Here is a 21,755-nt window from a genome sequence, read left to right on the forward strand (position 1 = left end):
AATACCGGTTTTGTAGGAGCTGGCTTGCCAGCGAAAGCGGGGGGTCAGCCGACAAATTCGTTTGCTGGAAGATGGCCTTCGCTGGCAAGCCAGCTCCTACAGTGAATGCCGATGGTCAGGGGTTATCAGTCACCTGAAGCTGCCCGTCCCAGCCGCCACCCAGCGCCGCAATCAACTGCACACTGGCGATCAGGCGGCTCTGCAACAGGTCCAGGGAGCTGCGTTCATTATTCAATGCCGCGGCCTGGACCACGACCACATCGAGGTAGGCGATCACCCCCGCCTTGTACTGGTTCTCGGTCAGTCGCAACGACTCACGGGCCGCGTCCAGCGCCTGTTGTCGCACCACGGCTTCGTCCTGCAGCACCTTGAGCTGGACCAGGAAATTCTCCACCTCCCGGAAACCGTCGAGTACGGTCTGGCGGTATTTGGCCACGGTTTCGTCGTAGGCCGCTTCGCTGCGATCCACTTCCGCCGAACGCTGGCCTCCGTCGAACAAGGTCATGGCCAGTTGCGGGCCGACCGACCAGAACCGGTTTGGCAGGCTGAACAAGTCTTTCGACGTGCTGCTGCTGTAGCCACCGTTCAGGTTCAGGGTCAGGTCCGGGTAGTAAGCGGCCTTGGCCACGCCGATGTTGGCGTTGGCGGCGATGACCGAGCGTTCCGCCGAAGCGATGTCGGGGCGGCGTTCCAGCAGTTGCGAAGGCAGGCTCAGTGGCACATCAGGCAAGGCCGGGATGCTCTGTGTTTGCGCCAGGCTGAATTGCGCCGGCGGCAGGCCGATCAGCACAGCGATGGCGTTTTCCAGCTGGGCACGCTGCCAGATCAGATCGACCATGTCCGCCTCGGTGCCCTTGAGTTGCGTCTGGGCCTGGGCCACCGCGTCCTTGCCGGAAACCCCGGCGCGGTATTGGTTTTCGGTCATTTTCAGCGAACGCTGGTAAGCCGCGACGGTCGCTTCCAGCAAACGTTTCTGCTCGTCCATGACGCGCAATTGCAGGTAGTTCTGCACCAGTTCCGACTGCTGGCTCAGGCGCATCGCCGCCAGGTCGGCAAAACTCGCCTGGGCATTGGCCGTGTCGGCTTCGAGACCGCGGCGCAATTTGCCCCAGACATCGGCCTCCCAACTGACCCCGGCCTGGGCGGTATAGGTGTCACGAATACCGCTGGACGAACTGGTCAGGCTGGAACTGCTGCTGCCGGTGCCCTGGCTGGAACGGTTTTTCCCCAGGGTCAGGTCCACCGTCGGAAAAAACGCGCCCCGGGCGCTGCGCACCAAGGCCTGGGCCTGGCGGTACTGGGCCTCGGACTGGGCAACGGTCTGGTTGGCGCTGTTGAGTTGCTCGATCAGACCATTGAGTTGCCGGTCGCCGTACAGCTCCCACCACGCACCGCGGGCCAGGGCGTCGCTCGGATTGGCCTGAGTCCAGCCGGCCGCTTCCTTGTACTGCGCAGGTTCCGCGGTTTGCGGGCGCTGGTAATCCGGGCCGACGGCGCAGGCACTGAGCATCGCCACGCACAGCGTCAGGCTCAGCAACCGCGAGCCTCGAGCGGTGATCAGCGGTGTAGCCAGGTTGAACAGCGAACGGTCAGTCATAGCGGAGTTTCCAGAGCAGCATCGGTACGCACCCCACGCCAATGGTTGAAGCGATGGCGCAGTTTGTCGAGATAGAGATAAACCACCGGGGTGGTGTAAAGGGTCAGCACCTGGCTGAAAATCAACCCTCCGATGATGGTCAGGCCTAGCGGCTGGCGCATTTCCGCGCCTTCAGCGCGGCTGAGCAACAGCGGCAAGGCGCCGAGGATCGCCGCCAGGGTGGTCATCAGGATCGGCCGCAAACGTTGCAGGCATGCGTTGCGAATCGACTCCAGCGGCGCCATGCCCTGATGGCGCTCAAGCTGCAACGCCAGGTCGATCATCAGGATGGCGTTTTTCTTCACCACGCCGATCAGCAGGAACAGGCCGAGCAACGAGATCAGGCTGAACTCTCCGCCCAGGGCATAGATCGACAGCAGCGCGCCGACCCCCGCCGAAGGCAAGGTGGAAAGAATGGTCAGCGGATGAATATAGCTTTCATACAGCACGCCCAGCACCAGGTACACCGCCACCAGCGCGCCAAGGATCATCCACGGCTGGCTCTTCTGGGTCGCGGCGAAGGCATCGGCGGTGCCGGCCATTTTCGCGATGACGTCTTCCGGCAGCCCCACCGAGGCAATCGCCCGCTCGATGGCGGCACTGCCCTGCTCCACGGTCACGCCTTCGGCCATGTCGAAGGCGATGCTTTCCGAGGCGAACTGGCCTTCATGGCTGACCCGATCGTCTGCCAGGCTGTTCTCGTAATGAGCGATGGTCGACAGCGGAATCCGCGCGCCGTCCGCGGTGATCACCTGCACCTGCTTGAGCGTGATCGGGTCCTGGGCGTACTTGGGATTGACCTCCATCACCACCTGGTACTGGTTGAGGCTGTCGTAGATGGTCGAGATCTGCCGCTGGGCGTAGGCGTTGTTGAGCACTGCCGTGACCATGTCCATGTCCACGCCCAGGCGCTTGGCCTGGTCGCGGTCGACGATCAGCGTCACCTGCTGGGCGCCGCGGCCTTCGCGGGCATCGATCGCGGTCAGTTCCGGCAGCGCCTTGAGCGCGGTCACCACTTTCGGATACCACTCGCGCAGCGCGCCCAGGTCACCGCTTTGCAGGATGTAGGAGTACTGCGACGAGGTCTGTTCGCGGCCACCACCGAACTGCAGGTCCTGGTCGGCCATCAGCATCAGCTGCGCGCCGGGGACCTTGGGCATTTCCTTGCGCAGGCGCTCGATGACCTTTTGCGCGGAAAGGTTGCGTTCCTTGATCGGCTTGAGACGCACCAGCATGAACGCATTGTTGGTGCCGTTGCTGCCACCGATGAAACCGGCGACGCTTTCCACCGCGTCGTCCTTGAGCACGGCGCGGCGGAAGGTCTCCATTTTCGGTTGCATCACACTGAACGACAAACCGTCATCGCCCCGCACGAAACCGATCAGTTGTCCAGTGTCTTGCTGCGGAAGAAATATTTTAGGAACAACGACATACAGCGCAATGTTCACGCCAATTGTTACTAAAAGACTGAGCAACGTCAGGCGCCGGTGGCGCAGCACCCAATCGAGGCTGGTGGCGTACTTGCCGACCATCCATTCGTTGGCCCGCTGACTCCAGCGTTGCAGGCGGTTTTCCTGGCCCGGCGTGTGCGGCTTGAGCCAGCGGGCACAGAGCATCGGCGTCAAGGTCAGCGAAACCACCAGCGACACCACGATGGCCGCCGCCAGGGTGATGGAGAACTCGCGAAACAGGCTCTCGATGATCCCGCCCATGAACAGGATCGACAGGAACACCGCCACCAGCGACGCGTTCATCGACAGCAGGGTGAAGCCGACTTCCTGGGCGCCGAGGTACGCCGCCTTCATCGGCCGCATACCCGCGTCGATGTGCCGGGAGATGTTCTCCAGCACCACGATGGCATCGTCCACCACCAGCCCGGTGGCCAGGATCAAGGCCATCAGCGACAGGTTGTTCAGCGAGAAACCATACAGGTACATCACGGCAAAGGTGCCGACCAGCGACACCGGCACCGCCAACGTCGGGATCAGCGATGCACGGAAGTTGCCCAGGAACAGGAACACCACCAGGATCACCAGCGCCACGGCGATCAGCAGGGTCATTTCCGCTTCGTGCAGCGTGGCCTTGATCACCGGCGAGCGGTCCATGGCCAGGTTCAGCTTGACGCTGGCCGGCAGCACGGCCTGCAACGCCGGCAACTGGGCCTTGATCTCGTTGACCGTCTCGATGATGTTGGCGCCGGCCTGGCGGTTGATCACCAGCAGTACCGCCGAATCGTCGTTGAAGAAACCGCTGTTGTAGCGGTCCTCGACGCCGTCGCTGACCTTGGCCACATCCTTCAGGCGCAGGGCTGCGCCGTCCGCGTAGTGGATGATCAGCGACTCGTAGTCCTTGGCTTTTTCCAGTTGATCGTTGGCCTGCACCTGCCACAGGCGCTGATCGTCCTCGACCGAGCCCTTGGGCCGGCGCACGTTGGCATTGGCGATGGTATTGCGCACATCGTCCAGGGCCACGCCGTACTGGTTGAGTGCCTGGGGTTCGAGCTCGATGCGCACCGCCGGCAGGGAGCTGCCGCCGATCTGCACTTCGCCGACGCCCTGCACCTGCGACAGGCTCTGGGACAGGATGGTCGAGGCCAGGTCATAGAGCTGGCCTTTTTCCAGAACGTCCGACGTCAGCGACAGCACCATGATCGGCGCCTGGGACGGATTGATCTTCTTGTAGGTCGGCATGCTGCGCATACCGCTGGGTAGCAGGTTGCGCGAGGCGTTGATCGCCGCCTGCACTTCCCGCGCCGCGCCGTTGATGTCGCGGTCCAGGTCGAATTGCAGAATGACCCGGGTCGAGCCCTGGCTGGAGCGGCTGCTCATGGTGTTGACCCCGGCGATGGCGCCGAAGGAACGCTCAAGCGGAGTGGCCACTGTCGAGGCCATGACCTCAGGACTGGCGCCGGGCAGGCTGGCCTGCACCACGATCACCGGGAAGTCCATTTGCGGCAGCGGTGACACCGGCAACAGGCCGAAGCTGACCCCGCCCAGCAACATGATCGCCAGGCTCAGCAGCATGGTCGCGACCGGGCGCTTGATGAAAGGTCCCGACAGGTTCATGGCTGCTCTACCGCTTGCGCTGGCTCAGGCTTGCGACCCCAGCGTCGACCGAGACGGTCGAAGTACAGGTAGATCACCGGCGTGGTGAACAGGGTCAGCACCTGGCTCAACAGCAGGCCACCGACCATCACCAGGCCCAACGGTTGACGCAATTCCGCGCCGGAACCGGTGGCCAGCATCAACGGCACCGCGCCGAACAACGCCGCCAGGGTGGTCATCAGGATCGGCCGGAAACGCAGCAGGGCCGCCTGATAGATCGCCGTTTGCGGGTCCATGCCCTGATTGCGCTCGGCGTCGAGGGCGAAGTCAATCATCATGATCGCGTTCTTCTTCACGATGCCGATCAGCAGGATGATGCCGATGATCGCGATCATCCCCAGGTCATTGCCGCTGAGGATCAACGCCAGCAAGGCGCCGACCGCCGCAGAGGGCAAGGTCGACAGAATGGTGATCGGGTGGATATAGCTCTCGTAGAGCACGCCCAGCACGATGTACATGGTCACCACCGCCGCGAGGATCAGCAGCAAGGTGCTCGACAGCGACGCCTGGAAGGCTTCGGCCGCACCCTGGAACCGGGTCTGCACGCCAATCGGCATGCCGATGTCCTGCTGCACCTGCTCGATGATCTCTACCGCTTGCCCCAGCGCCACGCCGGGGGCCAGGTTGAACGACATCATTACCGCCGGGAACTGGCCGATGTGGGTGATCGCCAGTTGCGCCTGGCGCTCTTCGACATGCGCCAGGCTGGACAGGCGCACCTGCCCGCCATCGGTGGTCTTGACGTGGATCTGGTCCAGCGCCTGCGGGCCGATCTTCTCGCCGGACTGCGATTGCAGCACCACGCGATATTGGCTGGCCTGGGTGTAGATGGTGGAAATCTGCCGCTGGCCGAAGGCGTCGTACAGCGCGTCGGTGATGTTCGACACCGACACCCCGACCCGCGACGCGGCGTCGCGATCGATCACCAGGTAGACCTGCAAGCCTTTGTCCTGCAGGTCGCTGGCGACATCGGTCAGTTCCGGGCGCTGGGCCAGCGCTTCGACCAGGCGCCCACTCCACAGGCTGAGCAGCTGCGAATCCGGCGACGACATGCTGAACTGGTATTGCGTACGGCTGACCCGATCTTCGATGGTCAGGTCCTGCACCGGCTGCATGAACAGGCGAATGCCGATCAGTTTGTCCAGCTCCGGCTGCAAGCGCGCGATCACTTGCGACGCGCTCAGGTCGCGGTCACCGTGGGATTTGAGGTTGATCAGCAGCCGGCCGCTGTTGAGCGTCGCATTGTCACCATCGACGCCGATGTAGGACGACAGGCTCTCGACCGCCGGATCAGCCAGGATCACCTTGGCCAGTTCCTGCTGACGCTCGCTCATCGCCGCGAAGGAAATCGACTGCGGGGCCTCGGAAATGCCCTGGATCACCCCGGTGTCCTGCACCGGAAAGAAGCCCTTGGGCACCACCATGTACAGGAACACCGTCAACGCCAGGGTACCGATAGCCACCAGCAGTGTCAGGGGTTGATGCTTGAGAACCCACTTTAACTTGCGTCCGTAAGCCGCGATCATCCAATCAATTGCCGCGCCGCTCGCACGATAGAAACGGCCCTGTTCTTCTTCCTTGGGTTCACGCTTGAGCAGCCGAGCGCACATCATCGGGGTCAAGGTCAGGGACACCACCAGGGAAATCAGGATCGCCACCGCCAGGGTGATGGCGAATTCGCGGAACAGCCGCCCCACCACGTCGGCCATGAACAGCAGCGGGATCAGTACGGCAATCAGCGACAGGGTCAGGGAGATCAGGGTGAAGCCGATTTGCTTGGCGCCCTTGAGCGCCGCGTTCAACGGGCTGTCGCCCTCTTCGATGAACCGGGAAATGTTCTCCAGCATCACGATCGCATCGTCCACCACGAAGCCGGTGGCGATGGTCAGGGCCATCAGGGTCAGGTTGTTGACCGAGAAGCCGGCCAGGTACATCACGCCGAAGGTGCCGATCAACGACAGCGGCACGGCCACCGACGGGATGATCGTGGCACTGGCCCGGCGCAGGAACAGGAAAGTGACCATCACCACCAGGGCGATGGCGATCAGCAATTCGTGCTGCACGTCCGTGACCGAGGCGCGGATGGTCTGGGTGCGGTCAGTCAGCACCGTGACATCGAGGCCGGCCGGCAGGTTGTCGGTGATGCTCGGCAGCAAGGCCTTGATCCGGTCCACCACTTCGATGACGTTGGCCCCGGGCTGACGCTGGATGTTCAGCAGCACCGCCTGGTTTTCGTTGGCCCAGGCCGCCAGGCGCTCGTTCTCGGCGCCGTCGACGATTTCCGCCACGTCCTTGAGCCGCAACGGCGCGCCATTGGCATAGGCCAGGATCAGGTTGGCGTAGTCCTTGGGCGAGGTCAGTTGATCGTTGGCATCGAGCATCGAGACCCGGGTCGGGCCGTCGAAGTTGCCCTTGGGCTGGTTGACGTTGGACGCGCCGATCAGGGTGCGTACGTCCGCCAGGTTCAGGCCGTTGGCCGCCAGGGCTTCGGGGTTGACCTTGATCCGCACGGCCTGGCGCTGGCCACCGGCAATGCTGACCATGCCGACGCCGCTGATCTGGGCGATCTTCTGCGCCATGCGGGTGTCGACCAGGTCATTGAGCTTGGGCAACAGCATGGTCTTGGAGGTGATGGCCAGGGTCAGCACCGGGGTGTCGGCCGGGTTGACCTTGTTATACACCGGCGGTGCCGGCAAATCCTTGGGCAACAGGTTGGTCGCGGCATTGATTGCCGCCTGTACCTGCTGTTCTGCGACATCCATGTTGATGTCGAGGCTGAAGCGCAGGGTCAACACCGAAGCGCCGCCGGAGCTGGTGGACGCCATCTGGGTCAGGCCGGGCATCTGCCCGAACTGGCGCTCGAGCGGCGCGGTCACGGCACTGGTCATGACGTCCGGGCTCGCGCCGGGGTACAGGGTCATGACGCGAATGGTCGGGTAATCGACCTGGGGCAAGGCCGACACCGGCAGCAGGCGATAGGCGATCACGCCGGCCAGGATAATGGCCAGCATGCTCAGGGTGGTCGCTACCGGGCGAAGGATGAACAGCCGCGAGAGATTCATGCGCCGCCCTTTTTCGCCTTGTCGGCGGGTGCCGGTTCAGTCGTGGTGGCCGCCGTTTTGCCCTGGAGGTGGCCGGCCGGGTTGGTCGGCACTTGCTGCGGGTCGTTGACCACTTCCACGTCGCTGCCGTCTTTGAGGCGGTCGGTGCCCTCCAGCACCACCCGCTCACCGGCGGACAGGCCTTCGGTGACCACGGTGTTCTCGCCGTCGCTGGCACCGATTTTCAACTGGCGGATCTTGACCTTCTTGTCGCCGTCCAGGGCATAGACGAAGGTGCCGTTGGTGCCGAACTGGATCGCCGCGGAAGGCGCAAGCACCACGCCCTTGAGGGTGTCGGCCAGCAGGCGCACGTTGACGAACTGGTTGGGGAACAGCGCCTGGTCGCGGTTCTCGTAGCGCGCCTTGAATTTCAGGGTGCCGGTGGTGACGTCGATCTGGTTGTCCAGGCTCTGCAGCACGCCGGTGGCTTGCAGCTTGGTGTCGCCGCGATCCCAGGCCTCGGCCGGCAGCTTGGCACCGCTGCGATAGCGGGCCAGCACCACGTCGAGGCTGTTTTCCGGCAAGGTGAAGGCGACGCTGATGGGCTGGGTCTGGGTGATGATCACCAGCGCCGTGGTGTCGTTGGCCGCCACCAGGTTGCCGACGTCCAGCTGACGCAGGCCGACACGCCCGGCGATCGGCGCGCGGATCCGGGTGAATTCAAGGTTGAGCTTGGCGTCGTTGACCGCCGCCTGGTTGGTCTTGACCGTGCCCTGGTATTGACCGACCAGCGCTACGGCGGTGTCCAGGGTTTGCTTGGCGATGCTGTCCTCACGGTACAGGCCGGTATAACGCTCGACATCCACCTGGGCATTCTTCAACTGCGCCTGGTTCTGCAGCAAGGTGCCTTCCGCCTGGAGCAAGGCGTTCTGGTAAGGACGCGGGTCGATTTCGGCCAGCAGATCGCCAGCCTTGACCATCTGCCCTTCCTCGAAATAGATCTTCATCAGCTCACCGCCGACACGGCTGCGCACGTTGATGGTGTTCAGCGCCGTCACCGTACCCAGCGCCTTGTAATACAGCGGAAAATCCCCCGTGACCGCCGGCGCAACGCGCACCGGAACCGGCCCTGCCGCCCCGCCGAACCCTGGCCGCATCCCGCCTGGCCGGCCGGTGTGCCCGGCGACGGCTTTTTGCCCCGCGCCCTCTTTCGGCGCAGCGCTACCGGGCCAGAATTTCCAGCACAGGGCAGCGATGACCAACAGGACAAGCAGGCCAAACAGCCAGCGACGAGGACTACGGGAAGCAGAGGATTGCATTGAGTGATCAACCATTGGGCGCGTGGGCTTGTTTTACATGAGGCTGAACGATAAGCACTGGTGGGTGATAAGCAAAGCGCCTTTACCGGCAATTTACCTTCGGCTTACGTAACAGGAGATTTATCCAAGACACTGATACACAAATGAAAACGGCCTGGACAAGGGGGACGTTAACAATTGATTTCCACGCCGCGCCGGGCCTGCTGTTGTGCAGGGCAAGGCGCGAGAAGCGCGGTTTGGTCATTCCAAATAAGCTTCGAGCAACGCAGCCCTGCACAACAGCAGGCCCGGCCCTTCGGGTTGAGCCTTAAAGCGGGCCAGGCTGCGTTGCAGGCCTTGGAAAGGGAACAACCATTCCCAGCGGCCTGCGCCTTGCCTGGCCCGCTTTAAGGCGACAACGCGGCGAGGAAATCAATTGAGAACGTCCCCCTAGGCCGTTAACAATTGTAAAAGTAGACTTATTTCAGAACGGCAAGGGCCGCTTCGTAGTTCGGTTCTTCAGCGATTTCCTTGACCAGCTCGCTGTGCAGCACGTTGTCGTTCTCGTCCAGAACCACCACGGCACGGGCGGTCAGGCCTTTGAGCGGGCCGTCAGCGATGGCAACGCCGTAGTTCTCGATGAACTCGGCACCGCGCAGGGTCGACAGGTTCTGCACGTTTTCCAGGCCTTCGGCGCCGCAGAAGCGGGCTTGGGCGAACGGCAGGTCTGCGGAGATGCACAGCACCACGGTGTTGTCGACGCTGCTCGCCTTGGCGTTGAACTGGCGCACGGAGGTGGCGCAGGTCGGGGTGTCGACGCTTGGGAAGATGTTCAGCACTTTGCGCTTGCCGGCGAAGTCTTTCAGGGTGACGTCGGACAGATTGCCGGCAACCAGGGAAAAGGCTGGCGCCTTGGAACCGGCTTGAGGCAGTTGGCCGTTGACTTGAACCGGGTTGCCTTTAAGAGTGACTTGAGCCATGAACGGAGTCCTTCTGAACGTTGGTGGTGGAGAATTTTGAAGAGGCAGAAGTTAACCACGAAATGCGCCGGTGACCTATGGGGTGGATACAAATTGTCATGTGTCGGTGCACAAAACCGGCGTGGGTGCCTGCTTACACCAAACTCCGAAAATTTGTTGACCCACCGCTGTCGATTCAGCCGCAGATCATTCGACTATAAGTGAACAATCCCAATCCTGCGGAGACCACACCATGCGTTTCATGATCATCATCAAGGCGAGCAAAGACTCCGAAGCCGGCATCATGCCCAGCACCGAACTGCTCACCGCCATGGGCAACTACAACGAAGAACTGGCCAAGGCCGGCATCCTCCTCGCTGGCGAAGGCCTGCACCCCAGCAGCAAAGGCGCCCGTGTGCGTTTCAGCGGTGACAAACGCACAGTGATCGACGGTCCCTTCGCCGAAACCAAGGAACTGATCGCCGGCTACTGGTTATGGCAGGTGAAGTCGAAAGAAGAAGCCATCGAATGGGTCAAGCGCTGCCCCAACCCGATGCCGGGCACCGACGCCGAGATCGAGATCCGCCAGGTGTTCGAGTTGGAGGATTTCGGCGCGCAATTAACGCCGGAGTTGCGCGAGCAGGAAGAGCGGGCGTTTGGGCCGGGGAAGAAAGGCTGAAATCCTGACTATTGATTGCTCCACATTGATAGCTGCGAATAGCGGGGGCTGGATCATCTTGATTGCCCTTAGCCACCACTACCGCCTCGCCACAAAAAAACCGACCAGGCCCGCCATCATGTTCATATCGATGGCGAGCTCTGTTTTCCAATCCCTTGATTCGCATTAACTTTTTAGTACACAAAAACATCGAAAAACTTATACAAAAAACCAAAGAATTAATCCCTTGGACTGGCTAACCCCCATATAGCTGCTAGGTTCAAGAGACGTGTCCTACAGGCTTGATCAGAAAGAGACTACGTCGTAACGGCCGCCAAGTGCCGGGTTGTCCAAATGAGCCACCAAGGAATCGGGGAATCATGACAAACAAAATGGGGATCCACGCCTGTCTTTTGGTGGCTTCACTTGCGCCTGTTTTGTGCGCCCAGGCGGACAACGCCGAGACCGCCAACAAAAGCAACAACCCGCTGAACTTCGCGCCAGGCATGAGCGCTCAGGACTATTACACCCCCAGGTACTACGACTCCAATATCCATAGCAATGACCTGCTGATACGCGGCACGCTGCCGATTGCGCCCAACGATTACATTGGCGTGCCGCAATTGATCCGCGCCACGGCGCCGATCAGTACCCACCCGGACCCGAACAGTGGCTACAGCACCGGTGAAGGTGACCTGAACCTGTTCGATATTTTCCTGGTGAAGACCGAAGGCGTGCAGCTGGGCATCGGCCCGTTGCTGACCGCCCCCACTGCCGACCAGGACGAACTCGGCACGGGCAAATGGCAAGGCGGCCTGGCGGCGGTCGCTATCGACTCTTCACCCCGCGGGCTGCTGGGCGCGCTGGTGCAATACCAGAGTTCGTTCGCCGGTGACCACGACCGGCCCCACGTCGAAAGCGCAACGATGCAGCCTTTCATCATCCATAACCTGGAAAAAGGCTGGTACCTGCGCTCCACCGGCATCTGGACATTCGACCTGAAGAACGACACCCACTACATCCCACTCGGTTTGGGTGGCGGCAAAGTGTGGAAAGACGGGTCCAATATCCTCAACACCTTCATCGAACCGCAATGGACCGTCGAGAAAAAAGGCGATGGCATGCCTCAATTCACGCTATTCGTCGGCCTCAACGCCACCTTCGGCAAATAAGGATTCCCCCTATGCACGGTGCGATTCGCGCAGCCGGTTTCAGCCTGATGACGATGTTCGTCAGTTGCGGGGTCGGTGCCCAGGACCCGGATACACGAATCGGCCAGATCGCCATGGAAGGTGAATTGCCGGCCCATGAATCCATCGCCAAGCTCTATGCCGAACTGGATTTCCAGCAAGCCACCCAGAGTTACTTGTGGGCGTTGCCGCTGGTGTCCTACGCACAATGGCAACAAGAATTCAGCGACAAGCTGGGTGCCCGCAGTGGCGACCTGATGGTGCTCGACAGTTACGAAGACAAGCTCGGCGTCATCACCGCCAACGCCACCACGCCCTACATCCTGGGTTTCGTCAATCTCAATGAAACCGGTCCGCTGGTGATCGAGCTGCCCCCCGGGCCGACCGCAGGCGGTGTTGGCGATTTCTGGCAACGCGCGATCATCGACATGGGCCAGACCGGCCCGGACAAAGGCAAGGGCGGCAAATACCTGGTGTTGCCACCGGGCGCCGAGCCACCGGCGGATGCTGGCAAGTATTACCTGGCCAAGTCGCAGACCATGAACGTGCTGGTGGGATTTCGCGTGCTCGATCCCGACCCGGCCAAAGGCAAGGCGTTGGTCGGACAATTCAGGATGTACCCCTACGCCAAGCGTGGGGAGCCTGGCCAGACCCGACTGCTCTCCCCCGGCGGCAAAGCCTGGTCCGGCACCCAGCCACGGGCAATGGCGTACTGGGAACGCTTGCACCAGATCATCCAGAAAGAACCGGTCAACGAACGTGATCGTTTCTACATGGCCATGCTTGCCAGCCTGGGCATCGAGAAGGACCAGCCCTTCAACCCTGATGCCAATCAACGCAAGGCCCTGGAACAAGGTGCACAGATCGGCGAGCTGATCGCCAAGGCCAATACCTTCGCCAAGCGTTTCCCCGGCGCCCAATACTGGCCGGACCGCCAGTGGGACAAGGTGTTGAACATCACCGATCCTTCCCAGCGTGTTGCCTATTACGACCAGTTATGGGAACGCAGCGCCTGGTTCTACGAGGCGGTCACCAACACCAAGGGCATGGTGTCGAAAACCCCGGGGCTGGGCCAGACCTACCTCGGCGCCTATACCGATGCCAAGGGCAACTGGCTCGACGGTGCCAAAAGCTACCGCCTGCACGTCGGCGCCAACCCGCCGGCCAAGCAGTTCTGGTCGCTGACGGTGTATGACATCGACAGCCGCTGCCTGATCGACAACCCGCAGCGCAAAGCCGACCTGTCGTCGCGCCAGGATCTAAAAATGAACGCCGATGGTTCGGTGGACCTGTACTTCGGGCCCACCGCGCCAGAGGGTTTCGAAAACAACTGGGTGCAAACCCTGCCGGGCAAACACTGGTTCAGCTATTTCCGCCTGTATGCCCCGACCCTGCCCTATTTCGACAAGAGCTGGAAACTCGACGACATCACGACTGTGGAATGACGCCGAGTGTTGAATTAAACAAAACAGGTAAATGGAGTCGTTGATGGTCAGGGCTTTTGTTGTACGTCCGCTGTTGGCCTTGTGCATGGTAGGCGTCAGCCCGTCGTTGCTGGCGGCTGAAGGGGGTGGTGGCCGGCCGATGACCGGCCTGCAGGTATTTTCCAATGCCGGGATCGTGCCCCCGGAACCCGGCTGGGTGATGTCGTTGAGCAGTTTCTGGTACGACGGCGAGCTCAAGGGCAATACCCAGGTGCCGATAGTAGGCGCCCTGAGTACCGGCCTGGACCTGAAAGTGTCCTACACCATGGCCAACTTCACCCATGTCTGGGATACCGGCAAGGGTAGCTGGAACTACGCCTCGGCCATCGGCGTGCCGGTGCAATACACCGACATTACCGCGAGCATCACCGGCCCACGCGGCAGGACCCTGGGCACAGAAGATAAAGCCACGCAGTTTGCCGACATGCTGGTGACGCCCATCGCCGCCGGCTACCACTTCGACGAGGTCAACCACCTCTCGCTCTCGCTGCCGATCTACGTGCCGACCGGCGCCTATAACGATGATCGCCTCGCCAACGCCGGCCAGAACAATTACACCTTCATGCCCACCGTGGCCTTCACCCACCTCGACGGCAAGGGCGGCGAGTTCACCCTGTCCGGGGGGCTTGAGTTCTATACCGAAAACGACGCCACGGATTATCAAAACGGCGACATCTTCACCCTCGACGCCCTGTGGACCCACGGTTTCGGTAACGGCTGGAACGCCGGTTTGGCGGCGGGTTACATCCAGCAACTCACCGACGACACCGGGTCAGGCGCCGAAAGCGGCTTTCGCGGGCGTTCGGTGGGTGCCGGTCCGACGTTTGGCTGGCAGGGCAAGTTCGCCGATGCCCAGGCCAATTTCAACGCCCGTTGGATCCCGGAGTTCGACACCAAGAACCGGCCCGAGGGCAATGGTTTTTCGGTCAACCTGACGTTGGCGTTTTTCTAGGAGCATGCATGAGCGCACTCACTGACCTCAACGCCCTGCAAGCCAGCATCGCCGAAGCCGTACTGGGCCAGGATCAGGTGATCCGGCAGATTCTCGTCGGCCTGCTGGCCAACGGGCATTTGCTGCTGGAAAGCTTGCCGGGGTTGGCCAAGACCCGCACCGTCAAGGCGCTGGCCAAGCACTTGGACGCGAAGATGAGCCGTATCCAGTTCACCCCCGACCTCCTGCCCTCGGACATCACCGGCGCCGAGGTGCTGCACCAGGTCGAGGGCCAGAACGAGATCCGCTTCCAGCCTGGGCCACTGTTCGGCAACCTGATCCTGGCCGACGAAATCAACCGCGCCCCGGCCAAGGTCCAGGCCGCGCTGCTCGAAGCCATGGAAGAACGGCAGATCACCGTGGCCGGCAACAGCCATGCGCTGCCGGAACTGTTCATCGTGGTGGCGACGCAGAACCCGATCGAACAGGAAGGCACCTACCCGCTGCCGGAAGCGCAGATGGACCGCTTCCTGATGAAGGTGCTGCTCGATTATCCGAGCGCCGAAAACGAGAGCCAGGTGCTGCGCCTGTTGCGCGAGGAAGAACAGGCCCTCGGCGCCAGGACCGCGGCGGTGCAAGGTTTTGCCCTGTCCCAGGACGTGATCTTCGCCGCACGCCGGGAAGTCAGTGCCGTGCACGTGTCCCCGGCCATCGACCGCTACCTGATCGACCTGATCAACGCCACGCGTCACCCCGCCGACTACGACGCCGACCTCGGTCGCTGGATCGCTATCGGTGCGAGCCCCCGCGGCGGGATCGGCCTGGATCGTTGCGCCCGCGCCGATGCATGGTTGCAGGCCCAGGACTTCGTCTCGCCGGATAACGTGCGCGCCGTGGTGCACCCGGTACTGCGTCATCGCCTGCAACTGAGCTACGACGCGGTGGCGGACGGCGTGACGGCCGATCAGGTGCTTGACCGTTTGCTCGACAAGGTGGCGATCCCGGCATGAACATCGACGGGCGGGTCTACGTCTCTCTGGCGCAATTGATGGCGCTGGAGTTCAAGGCGCGTGACCTGAGTTTTCTCGCGCGCCAGCCGCAAGGCAGCATCCTCGCCGGTAACCATGCCTCGCGCCTGCGTGGCCGTGGCTTGAACTTCGATGAATTGCGCCGCTATCAGCCGGGGGACGATTTACGCCATCTCGACTGGCGCGCATCGCTGCGCACCGGCAAGCCGGTGGTGCGTACCTTCACTGAGGAGCGCGACCGCCCGGCGCTGATCCTGGTCGACCAGCGCATGAGCATGTTTTTCGGCTCGCAACGCAGCTTCAAATCCGCCATCGCCGCCGAACTCGGCGCTTTGGCGGCGTGGATGGTGTTCAACGCGGGAGATCGGGTCGGCGGGCTGGTGTTCAACGATCAGCGCGTCGACAGCATCGCCCCCCTGCGCAGCCGCAAGCGGATCGAAGCGCTGTGCAGCCGTATCGCCCAGCAGAATCAGAAACTGAATGCGGCCAACCCGGACGCCGAAGGCGAAGATCAGCTCGACAAGGTCTTGCAGCAGTGCCTGGCGCTGGCCGGCCATGATCATTTGATCTGCATCGTCAGTGACTTTGCCGGTGCCGGCGAGCGCACCTTGCAGCTGATGCGGCAACTGGCGGCGCACAACGATGTGATCGCCATGCAAGTCTACGATCCCTTGGCGCTGAACCTGCCGAAAAATGGCCGACTGTTGATCACCCAAGGCCAGCTGCAGGTTGAACTGGCGGTGGAACGACGTCAGGTGCACCAGCCCTTGGGCGATTTTCTGAGTGGCCGGCTCAAGGACGTGGCCACCCTGCTGCGCCGCAGCCAGGTGCCGTTGATGATGTTCAGCACCGCCACCCAGGCGCACGAACAACTGCGGGCCGAGCTGGGCAAGCACGCAGGAGCGCGCCGATGAACCCGAATGTCCCGAGCATCGAGCAACTCAAGGAAATCGCACTGCCAGTACCGGTCAGCTACGCGCCGCAGACCTGGGGTTGGTGGATGTTGCTCGCGGTGGTTGTGGTGGCGGTTGTGCTGCTGGGTCTGCGGCGTTACCGGCAATGGCGGCGGGACCTTTATCGGCGTGAGGCGTTGCAGCGATTGGCGCAGTTGCAAAAGCGCAGTGATGACCTGAATGCGTTGCGTGAGTTACCGGAGTTGCTCAAACGCACTGCAATCTCCATGCCCTACACAATTCCTGTAGGAGCGAGCTTGCTCGCGAAGGGGGCCTTACATTCAACATTGATGTCGAATGATCCGACGTCTTCGCGAGCAAGCTCGCTCCTACAAGGTCCTGCAGCCCTTGGGAATGCGGATTGGCAAGCCTTTTTGCAGCGGCACAGTAAGCACCCCCTGCCTGCCAACTTCAGCCAACAACTGTCGCAACTCGCCTACGCCCCTGATGCAGTGCTGCGCGCCATGCCGAACGAGCAACGCCAGCAATTGTTCGCCACCTGCAAACGCTGGGTGGAGCGTCATCATGTGGCAGCTTGATTACCCCTGGCTGCTGCTTCTGCTGCCCTTGCCATGGTTGGGTTATCGCTACCTGCCTGATTACCGTGAAGCGCGCAGCGCCGTGCGCGTGCCGTTTTTCAGTGCCATGAGCCGCGCGGTCGGCCAGACGCCGAGCCAAGCCGGCACGCGCACCAACCCTTGGCAATTGCTGCTTAACTTGTTGGTTTGGGCTCTGTTGCTGCTGGCGGCGGCCCGGCCGGTGTACGTGGAAAAACCCATCGAGCGCCAGCAACCGGTGCGCGACCTGATGCTGGCCATCGACATTTCCCAGTCCATGGAAACCACCGACTTCACCGACGCCAACGGCGAGAAGATCAATCGCCTGGCAGCGGTAAAGGAAGTCGTGCATGGCTTTATCGACAAGCGCAAGGAGGATCGCCTCGGCCTGATCGTGTTCGGCAGTGGCGCGTACCCCCAGGCGCCCTTGACCCTTGATCACGCCAGCCTTTCGCTGTTGCTGGACGACACCGGCATCGGCATGGCCGGCCCGAACACGGCGATCGGCGATGCTATTGGCTTGAGCCTGAAACTGCTTGACCAGGCCCATGAGCAGGAAAAAGTCGTGATCCTGCTCACCGACGGCAACGACACCAGCAGTGCGATCACCCCGGACCACGCGGCGCAAATGGCCGCGGCCAAAGGCGTGGTGATTCATACCATCGGCATTGGCGACCCTGACGCCTCGGGTGAGGCCAAGGTCAACTTGCAGGGCTTGCAGCAGATCGCCACGGCGACAGGCGGAAAGTTCTTTCGCGCCGAAGACACAAACGCGCTGGACCAGGTCTACAGCACCCTCGACAAACTCACTGCGCATCAAGTGAAAACCCTCAGCCACCAACCCAAACGAGACCTGTTCTGGTGGCCGCTCGGCGCCGCGATCGCCCTGCTTGCGCTCTACCACGCGTGCGCAATGCTACTGCCACGTTTGTCCATCGCTCGTCAGCGGCAGGAGGCTTGAGATGGAGATCAACCTCAGCGACTTCCACTTCCTGCGCCCACTCTGGCTGTTGCTGCTGCCTTTTGCTGCCCTGTTGCCACTGCTGTGGCGCCGCAGCCGCGACTTGCAACGGCGTTTGCGCAGCAACATCGCCGGGCACTTGCTGCCGCACTTGCTGATGACCCCCCGGGACCAGCAATGGCTACGCCCGGTGCATCTGGCTTGCGCGCTGTTGATGCTGGGTGCGGTTGCCGCCGCCGGGCCGACCTGGGAACAGGATCGCCCGGATTTCCTGGAAAACCGGGCGCCGCTGATCATCGCCATTGATCTGTCGCCGTCGATGGACGCCAGCGACGTGCAACCGAGTCGACTGGAAGCGGCCAAGCACAAGCTGCATGACCTGATCCAGCGTCGCGCCAGCGCGCGCAATGCGCTGATCGCCTACGCTGGCAGCGCACATCTGGTATTACCCCCGACTGACGACCCGGCCCTGCTCGACAGCTTCATTCAGGCCCTGGGCACCGAACTGATCGGCAAACCGGGGAAAAATGTCGGGGCGGTGATCGATCAGGCCAAGCGCCTGCTGGCAGCGGAAAAAACCCCGGGCACCCTGTTGTTGCTTACCGACGGCGCCGACACCTCGGCCCTGGCGGGGTTGGATCCACAACTGGCCGACAGCGCGCTGCAGGTCCTGATCCTCGCGGTCGGCAGCGAGGACGGCGGGATGATCCGCGACGCCAATGGCCAGCCACGCACCGACAGCAATGGTCGCCCGACACTGGGTAGCTTCGATCAGGCCGCACTCAAGCAACTCGCGTCAGCCATGGATGCACCGCTGGGCAGCCTGACGCTCAATGACGACGACCTGGATTGGGTCGAACTGCACGCCCAACAGCATTTCCAGAGTGCCAGTGACGAACAGCACGAGTTGCACTGGAAGGACGCCGGCTACTGGCTGTGCTGGCCGCTGTTGTTGATCGCGTTTTTCAGCGTGCGCAAGGGCTGGAGCCTGAACTGGATGGCCGGTTTTTTGCTGGCTGTCGGCCTTATTGCGCAGCCGGCCCCGGCGCAAGCCAATGCGCTGACCGATGCCTTTTTCACCCCGGACCAGCAAGGTCGCTGGGCCTTCGACCATGAACACTTCCCGCAGGCCGCCGCGCACTTTGTCGACCCGTACTGGAAAGGCATCGCCGCCTACAACGCCGCCGATTTCGATCTGGCCCTGGCCAGCTTCGCGCGGTTGCAAACGCCCCAGGCGTATTTCTACCTGGGCAACATTTACGTGCGCCGCTTCAAGTTCGACGAAGCCATCGCGGCCTACACCCAAGCGCTGAAGTTGCAGCCGCAATTCCCTGAGGCCACGGCCAACCTGGCGTTGGCCATCGCCTTGCACAAAGACACCGAAAGCGCCGAACAAAACGCCCCCGAGGTCAAGCCGGACGAAATCAAGATGGACAAGGCACCGGGCAAGGGCCAGAGCAAAGCGCTGCAAACCGAACAGGCGGCTTCAGATGCACAGTGGTTGCAGAACCTGACGACATCGCCGGCCAAGTTCCTGAAGCACAAGTTCAGTTTGCAGGATCAAGTGGGGGCTAAACCATGACCTGGCCGTTAAACCTCATCGCCTTGTTACTGAGCCTGATCAGCACCACCACCCTCGCCGTCGAACCCGAACTGCGCGTCCAGGCCAGCCTGCAACCCGCCGACACCGCCATGGTCGGCAGCCTCATCGAATTACGCCTGGATGTGCTGACCGACACCTGGTTCACCAGCGCCCCCACCCTGCCCGACCTGAAATTGCCCGGTGCCCTGGTGCTGCCGTCGGATGGCCATGCCGAACACCTGAACCAGACGCTCGACGGCAAATCCTTCAACGGCATGCGCTACAGCTACCTGATCACGCCCAACGTGGCCCAGGCTTTCGATATTGCGCCGCTGACGGTACGGGCAACCCCGGGGCAGGCCACCCTCGAGCTCAGCGCGCAAAGCCAAGCGCTGCACTTCACGGCGACACAACCGCCGGGGTTCAAGCCCGGCGAGCCGGTATTGGTCGCCCAGGAGTTGCGTTTCACCCAGGACATCATCAAGCCGGCCACTGCGTTGAAAGTCGGCGACAGCCTCACCCGCCAATTGACCCTGCAAGCCGACGGCGCCCTGGCCATGTCGTTGCCGACGCCGGCGCTGGGGGATGTCAGTGGCCTGAGCCGTTACCCGAAAAACCCGCAAGTCAGCAATCTGGACGACGGCCGCGGCAACTTCATCGGTGGCCAGCGCATCGACAGCGTGACCTATCGCATCGACACGCAAGGCCAGCACACCCTGCCGGCCATCGAACTGAAATGGTGGGACACCGGTAGCCAGCAGACCCGCACTGCCCAGGTCCCCGCGGCTAGCTTCGACGCCGTTGCCAACAGTGCCTACAAACCGGTGTTCTCGATCACCGAAGACCTGAAAAAACTCGGTCAATCCCAGCGCCTGCACCTCTCGGGATTCACCTTTGGCCTGCTGGCGCTGCTGTTGGGCGTGGCGCTGCTCGCCTGGTTTGCCCGACCGTATGCCCATCGCGCACACCTCGCCTGGCAAGCGCGCCGCCGTGCCCGCGAGGCGGCGTGGCTGGAATCGTCCGAGTATGCCTGGCGCCAGATCCCGCCACAGCTTGAGGGCCAACCCGCGCAGCTGAGCGCCCTGTACCTGTGGACCCGGCGCCGTCGCAAGGGCTTGAAACTGACCGCTTTCGGCCCGCGTCTGCAAGCGTTCCTGCGCGCGTGCTACGGCCGGCAGCCGACCAAAGATCAGGCCCTGCTTCAACTCAGGCAATCCTTGACTACGCTGCATAGTCAGGCCGAACACAAGCAAGAATCAGTCGCTAGCGCACTGCGACCACTCAACCCCGTTCACGAGAAGGATTTCCCATGACGAACCCGATAGCGCACCGCCAGTTCCACGGCTTAAAGCTGCTGTTGGCACTGGCCCTGAGCCTGCCATTGCTGGTGCAGGCCGCTGAACCACTGCCGTCGTGGAATGACGGTCCGTCGAAAAAGAACATCATCGAATTCGTCCAGGCCGTGACCGATCAGAGCAGCAAGGACTTCGTCAAACCCGAAGACCGTATCGCCGTGTTCGATAACGACGGCACCTTGTGGAGCGAACAGCCGATGTATTTCGAGCTGCTGTTCGCCCTGGAAGAGGTCAAGCGCACCGCGTCGCAGCACCCGGAATGGAAAACCACCCAGCCGTTCCAGGCCGTGCTCGAAAACGATCACCAGGCCCTGGCCGCCAGCGGCCTTGACGGCATGATGAAAATCTTCGGTGCAACCCACACCGGCATGACCACCGAAGCCTTCGACGATTACGCCAAGACCTGGTTGAGCCAGGCCCGCCACCCGAAAACCGGCAAGCCGTACACCGAAATGATCTTCCAGCCGATGCTGGAAATGCTCGACTACCTGCGCCGCCAGGACTTCAAGACTTACATCGTCTCCGGTGGCGACACCGGCTTCATGCGCGCCTTCGCCGAAAAGGTCTACGGCATCCCGCCCGAGCAGGTGATCGGCACCACATTCGTCACCACCTTTGAATACAAGGATGGCAAGGCGTCGATCCTGCGCACGCCAAAACTGGCCCACAACGATGACGGGCCGGGCAAGCCGGTGAGCATTGATGCCGTGATCGGGCGCCGACCGATTCTGGCGTTCGGCAACTCCGACGGCGACCTGCAAATGCTGCAGTGGACTGCGGCCGGGACCGGCAAACGTTTCATGGGGTTGGTGCATCACACCGACGCCAAGCGTGAATGGGCTTATGACCGCCAGTCGCAGATCGGCCGTCTGGACAAGGCCCTGGACGAAGCAAAAACCCGTGGCTGGACCGTTGTGGACATGGCCGCCGAGTGGCGCCGGATCTATCCGTTCGATGCCGCCACCTCTGAGCAAGTGCAATAAAAAAAATCGTGACGCAGGACCGCAATGAACGTTTG

General features: G+C 62.1%; 16 protein-coding genes. 11 read left to right on the forward strand and 5 right to left on the reverse strand.

The window, feature by feature from the left end:
- Nucleotides 1-115: 115 nt before the first annotated feature.
- From ACIO0C_RS03585 to tpx, 5 genes are all read right to left on the reverse strand, one after another.
- Entirely contained in the window at nucleotides 116-1,597 is a 1,482-nt protein-coding gene (locus ACIO0C_RS03585; RefSeq protein ID WP_401307892.1) for an efflux transporter outer membrane subunit, read from the reverse strand.
- Nucleotides 1,594-4,701 carry an efflux RND transporter permease subunit gene (locus ACIO0C_RS03590; protein ID WP_401307895.1) on the reverse strand — a complete coding sequence of 1,036 codons (3,108 nt, stop codon included), beginning with the start codon at nucleotides 4,699-4,701 and terminating at the stop codon, nucleotides 1,594-1,596. Before ACIO0C_RS03590 ends, ACIO0C_RS03585 begins: the two co-directional genes overlap by 4 nt.
- On the reverse strand, nucleotides 4,698-7,802 hold the full coding sequence (locus ACIO0C_RS03595) for an MdtB/MuxB family multidrug efflux RND transporter permease subunit (RefSeq protein WP_401307898.1): 3,105 nt from the start codon (nucleotides 7,800-7,802) through the stop codon (nucleotides 4,698-4,700). Before ACIO0C_RS03595 ends, ACIO0C_RS03590 begins: the two co-directional genes overlap by 4 nt.
- Complete coding sequence (locus ACIO0C_RS03600; protein WP_401307901.1) at nucleotides 7,799-9,115, reverse strand: MdtA/MuxA family multidrug efflux RND transporter periplasmic adaptor subunit; 1,317 nt, start codon at nucleotides 9,113-9,115, stop codon at nucleotides 7,799-7,801. Before ACIO0C_RS03600 ends, ACIO0C_RS03595 begins: the two co-directional genes overlap by 4 nt.
- 443 nt (nucleotides 9,116-9,558) lie before the next feature.
- Nucleotides 9,559-10,059, reverse strand: a complete 501-nt coding sequence (tpx, locus tag ACIO0C_RS03605) for a thiol peroxidase (protein ID WP_338580704.1) — start codon at nucleotides 10,057-10,059, stop codon at nucleotides 9,559-9,561.
- Between the two features lie 232 nt (nucleotides 10,060-10,291).
- Between tpx and ACIO0C_RS03610 the strand changes: the two genes are divergently transcribed.
- The 11 genes from ACIO0C_RS03610 to ACIO0C_RS03660 all read left to right on the forward strand — a co-directional run bounded on the left by ACIO0C_RS03610 (nucleotide 10,292) and on the right by ACIO0C_RS03660 (nucleotide 21,720).
- Complete coding sequence (locus ACIO0C_RS03610) at nucleotides 10,292-10,717, forward strand: YciI family protein (RefSeq protein WP_401307904.1); 426 nt, start codon at nucleotides 10,292-10,294, stop codon at nucleotides 10,715-10,717.
- 359 nt (nucleotides 10,718-11,076) lie between these two features.
- Nucleotides 11,077-11,868: a hypothetical protein gene (locus ACIO0C_RS03615; protein WP_401307907.1), complete on the forward strand. Its 792-nt coding sequence runs from the start codon at nucleotides 11,077-11,079 to the stop codon at nucleotides 11,866-11,868.
- Nucleotides 11,869-11,879: 11 nt separating this feature from the next.
- Nucleotides 11,880-13,331 carry a DUF1254 domain-containing protein gene (locus ACIO0C_RS03620; protein ID WP_401307909.1) on the forward strand — a complete coding sequence of 484 codons (1,452 nt, stop codon included), beginning with the start codon at nucleotides 11,880-11,882 and terminating at the stop codon, nucleotides 13,329-13,331.
- A gap of 43 nt (nucleotides 13,332-13,374) precedes the next feature.
- Nucleotides 13,375-14,322: a transporter gene (locus tag ACIO0C_RS03625; RefSeq protein ID WP_401307911.1), complete on the forward strand. Its 948-nt coding sequence runs from the start codon at nucleotides 13,375-13,377 to the stop codon at nucleotides 14,320-14,322.
- Nucleotides 14,323-14,330: 8 nt separating this feature from the next.
- On the forward strand, nucleotides 14,331-15,311 hold the full coding sequence (locus ACIO0C_RS03630; RefSeq protein ID WP_401307913.1) for an AAA family ATPase: 981 nt from the start codon (nucleotides 14,331-14,333) through the stop codon (nucleotides 15,309-15,311).
- A complete protein-coding gene (locus tag ACIO0C_RS03635; protein WP_401307916.1) occupies nucleotides 15,308-16,243 on the forward strand; it encodes a DUF58 domain-containing protein in 936 nt (311 codons plus the stop codon). The genes ACIO0C_RS03630 and ACIO0C_RS03635 overlap by 4 nt, the downstream gene beginning before the upstream one ends.
- Nucleotides 16,240-16,821 carry a DUF4381 domain-containing protein gene (locus ACIO0C_RS03640; RefSeq protein ID WP_401307919.1) on the forward strand — a complete coding sequence of 194 codons (582 nt, stop codon included), beginning with the start codon at nucleotides 16,240-16,242 and terminating at the stop codon, nucleotides 16,819-16,821. Before ACIO0C_RS03635 ends, ACIO0C_RS03640 begins: the two co-directional genes overlap by 4 nt.
- On the forward strand, nucleotides 16,808-17,800 hold the full coding sequence (locus ACIO0C_RS03645; protein WP_401307922.1) for a vWA domain-containing protein: 993 nt from the start codon (nucleotides 16,808-16,810) through the stop codon (nucleotides 17,798-17,800). Before ACIO0C_RS03640 ends, ACIO0C_RS03645 begins: the two co-directional genes overlap by 14 nt.
- Before the next feature lies 1 nt (nucleotide 17,801).
- Entirely contained in the window at nucleotides 17,802-19,382 is a 1,581-nt protein-coding gene (locus tag ACIO0C_RS03650) for a VWA domain-containing protein (protein ID WP_401307923.1), read from the forward strand.
- Nucleotides 19,379-20,695: a hypothetical protein gene (locus tag ACIO0C_RS03655; RefSeq protein ID WP_401307926.1), complete on the forward strand. Its 1,317-nt coding sequence runs from the start codon at nucleotides 19,379-19,381 to the stop codon at nucleotides 20,693-20,695. Before ACIO0C_RS03650 ends, ACIO0C_RS03655 begins: the two co-directional genes overlap by 4 nt.
- Nucleotides 20,692-21,720, forward strand: coding sequence for an HAD family hydrolase (locus tag ACIO0C_RS03660; protein WP_401307928.1), 1,029 nt, complete (start codon nucleotides 20,692-20,694; stop codon nucleotides 21,718-21,720). The genes ACIO0C_RS03655 and ACIO0C_RS03660 overlap by 4 nt, the downstream gene beginning before the upstream one ends.
- Nucleotides 21,721-21,755: the final 35 nt, after the last annotated feature.

Origin of the sequence: Pseudomonas sp. NPDC087336 (assembly GCF_044744285.1) — a bacterium.
Lineage (GTDB): Bacteria > Pseudomonadota > Gammaproteobacteria > Pseudomonadales > Pseudomonadaceae > Aquipseudomonas.

Coding starts and splice junctions, on each gene's coding strand:
- ACIO0C_RS03585 (WP_401307892.1), bottom strand. CDS start 1,597: ATGACTGACCGTTCGCTGTTCAACCTGGCTACACCGCTGATCACCGCT.
- ACIO0C_RS03590 (WP_401307895.1), bottom strand. CDS start 4,701: ATGAACCTGTCGGGACCTTTCATCAAGCGCCCGGTCGCGACCATGCTG.
- ACIO0C_RS03595 (WP_401307898.1), bottom strand. CDS start 7,802: ATGAATCTCTCGCGGCTGTTCATCCTTCGCCCGGTAGCGACCACCCTG.
- ACIO0C_RS03600 (WP_401307901.1), bottom strand. CDS start 9,115: ATGGTTGATCACTCAATGCAATCCTCTGCTTCCCGTAGTCCTCGTCGC.
- tpx (WP_338580704.1), bottom strand. CDS start 10,059: ATGGCTCAAGTCACTCTTAAAGGCAACCCGGTTCAAGTCAACGGCCAA.
- ACIO0C_RS03610 (WP_401307904.1), top strand. CDS start 10,292: ATGCGTTTCATGATCATCATCAAGGCGAGCAAAGACTCCGAAGCCGGC.
- ACIO0C_RS03615 (WP_401307907.1), top strand. CDS start 11,077: ATGACAAACAAAATGGGGATCCACGCCTGTCTTTTGGTGGCTTCACTT.
- ACIO0C_RS03620 (WP_401307909.1), top strand. CDS start 11,880: ATGCACGGTGCGATTCGCGCAGCCGGTTTCAGCCTGATGACGATGTTC.
- ACIO0C_RS03625 (WP_401307911.1), top strand. CDS start 13,375: ATGGTCAGGGCTTTTGTTGTACGTCCGCTGTTGGCCTTGTGCATGGTA.
- ACIO0C_RS03630 (WP_401307913.1), top strand. CDS start 14,331: ATGAGCGCACTCACTGACCTCAACGCCCTGCAAGCCAGCATCGCCGAA.
- ACIO0C_RS03635 (WP_401307916.1), top strand. CDS start 15,308: ATGAACATCGACGGGCGGGTCTACGTCTCTCTGGCGCAATTGATGGCG.
- ACIO0C_RS03640 (WP_401307919.1), top strand. CDS start 16,240: ATGAACCCGAATGTCCCGAGCATCGAGCAACTCAAGGAAATCGCACTG.
- ACIO0C_RS03645 (WP_401307922.1), top strand. CDS start 16,808: ATGTGGCAGCTTGATTACCCCTGGCTGCTGCTTCTGCTGCCCTTGCCA.
- ACIO0C_RS03650 (WP_401307923.1), top strand. CDS start 17,802: ATGGAGATCAACCTCAGCGACTTCCACTTCCTGCGCCCACTCTGGCTG.
- ACIO0C_RS03655 (WP_401307926.1), top strand. CDS start 19,379: ATGACCTGGCCGTTAAACCTCATCGCCTTGTTACTGAGCCTGATCAGC.
- ACIO0C_RS03660 (WP_401307928.1), top strand. CDS start 20,692: ATGACGAACCCGATAGCGCACCGCCAGTTCCACGGCTTAAAGCTGCTG.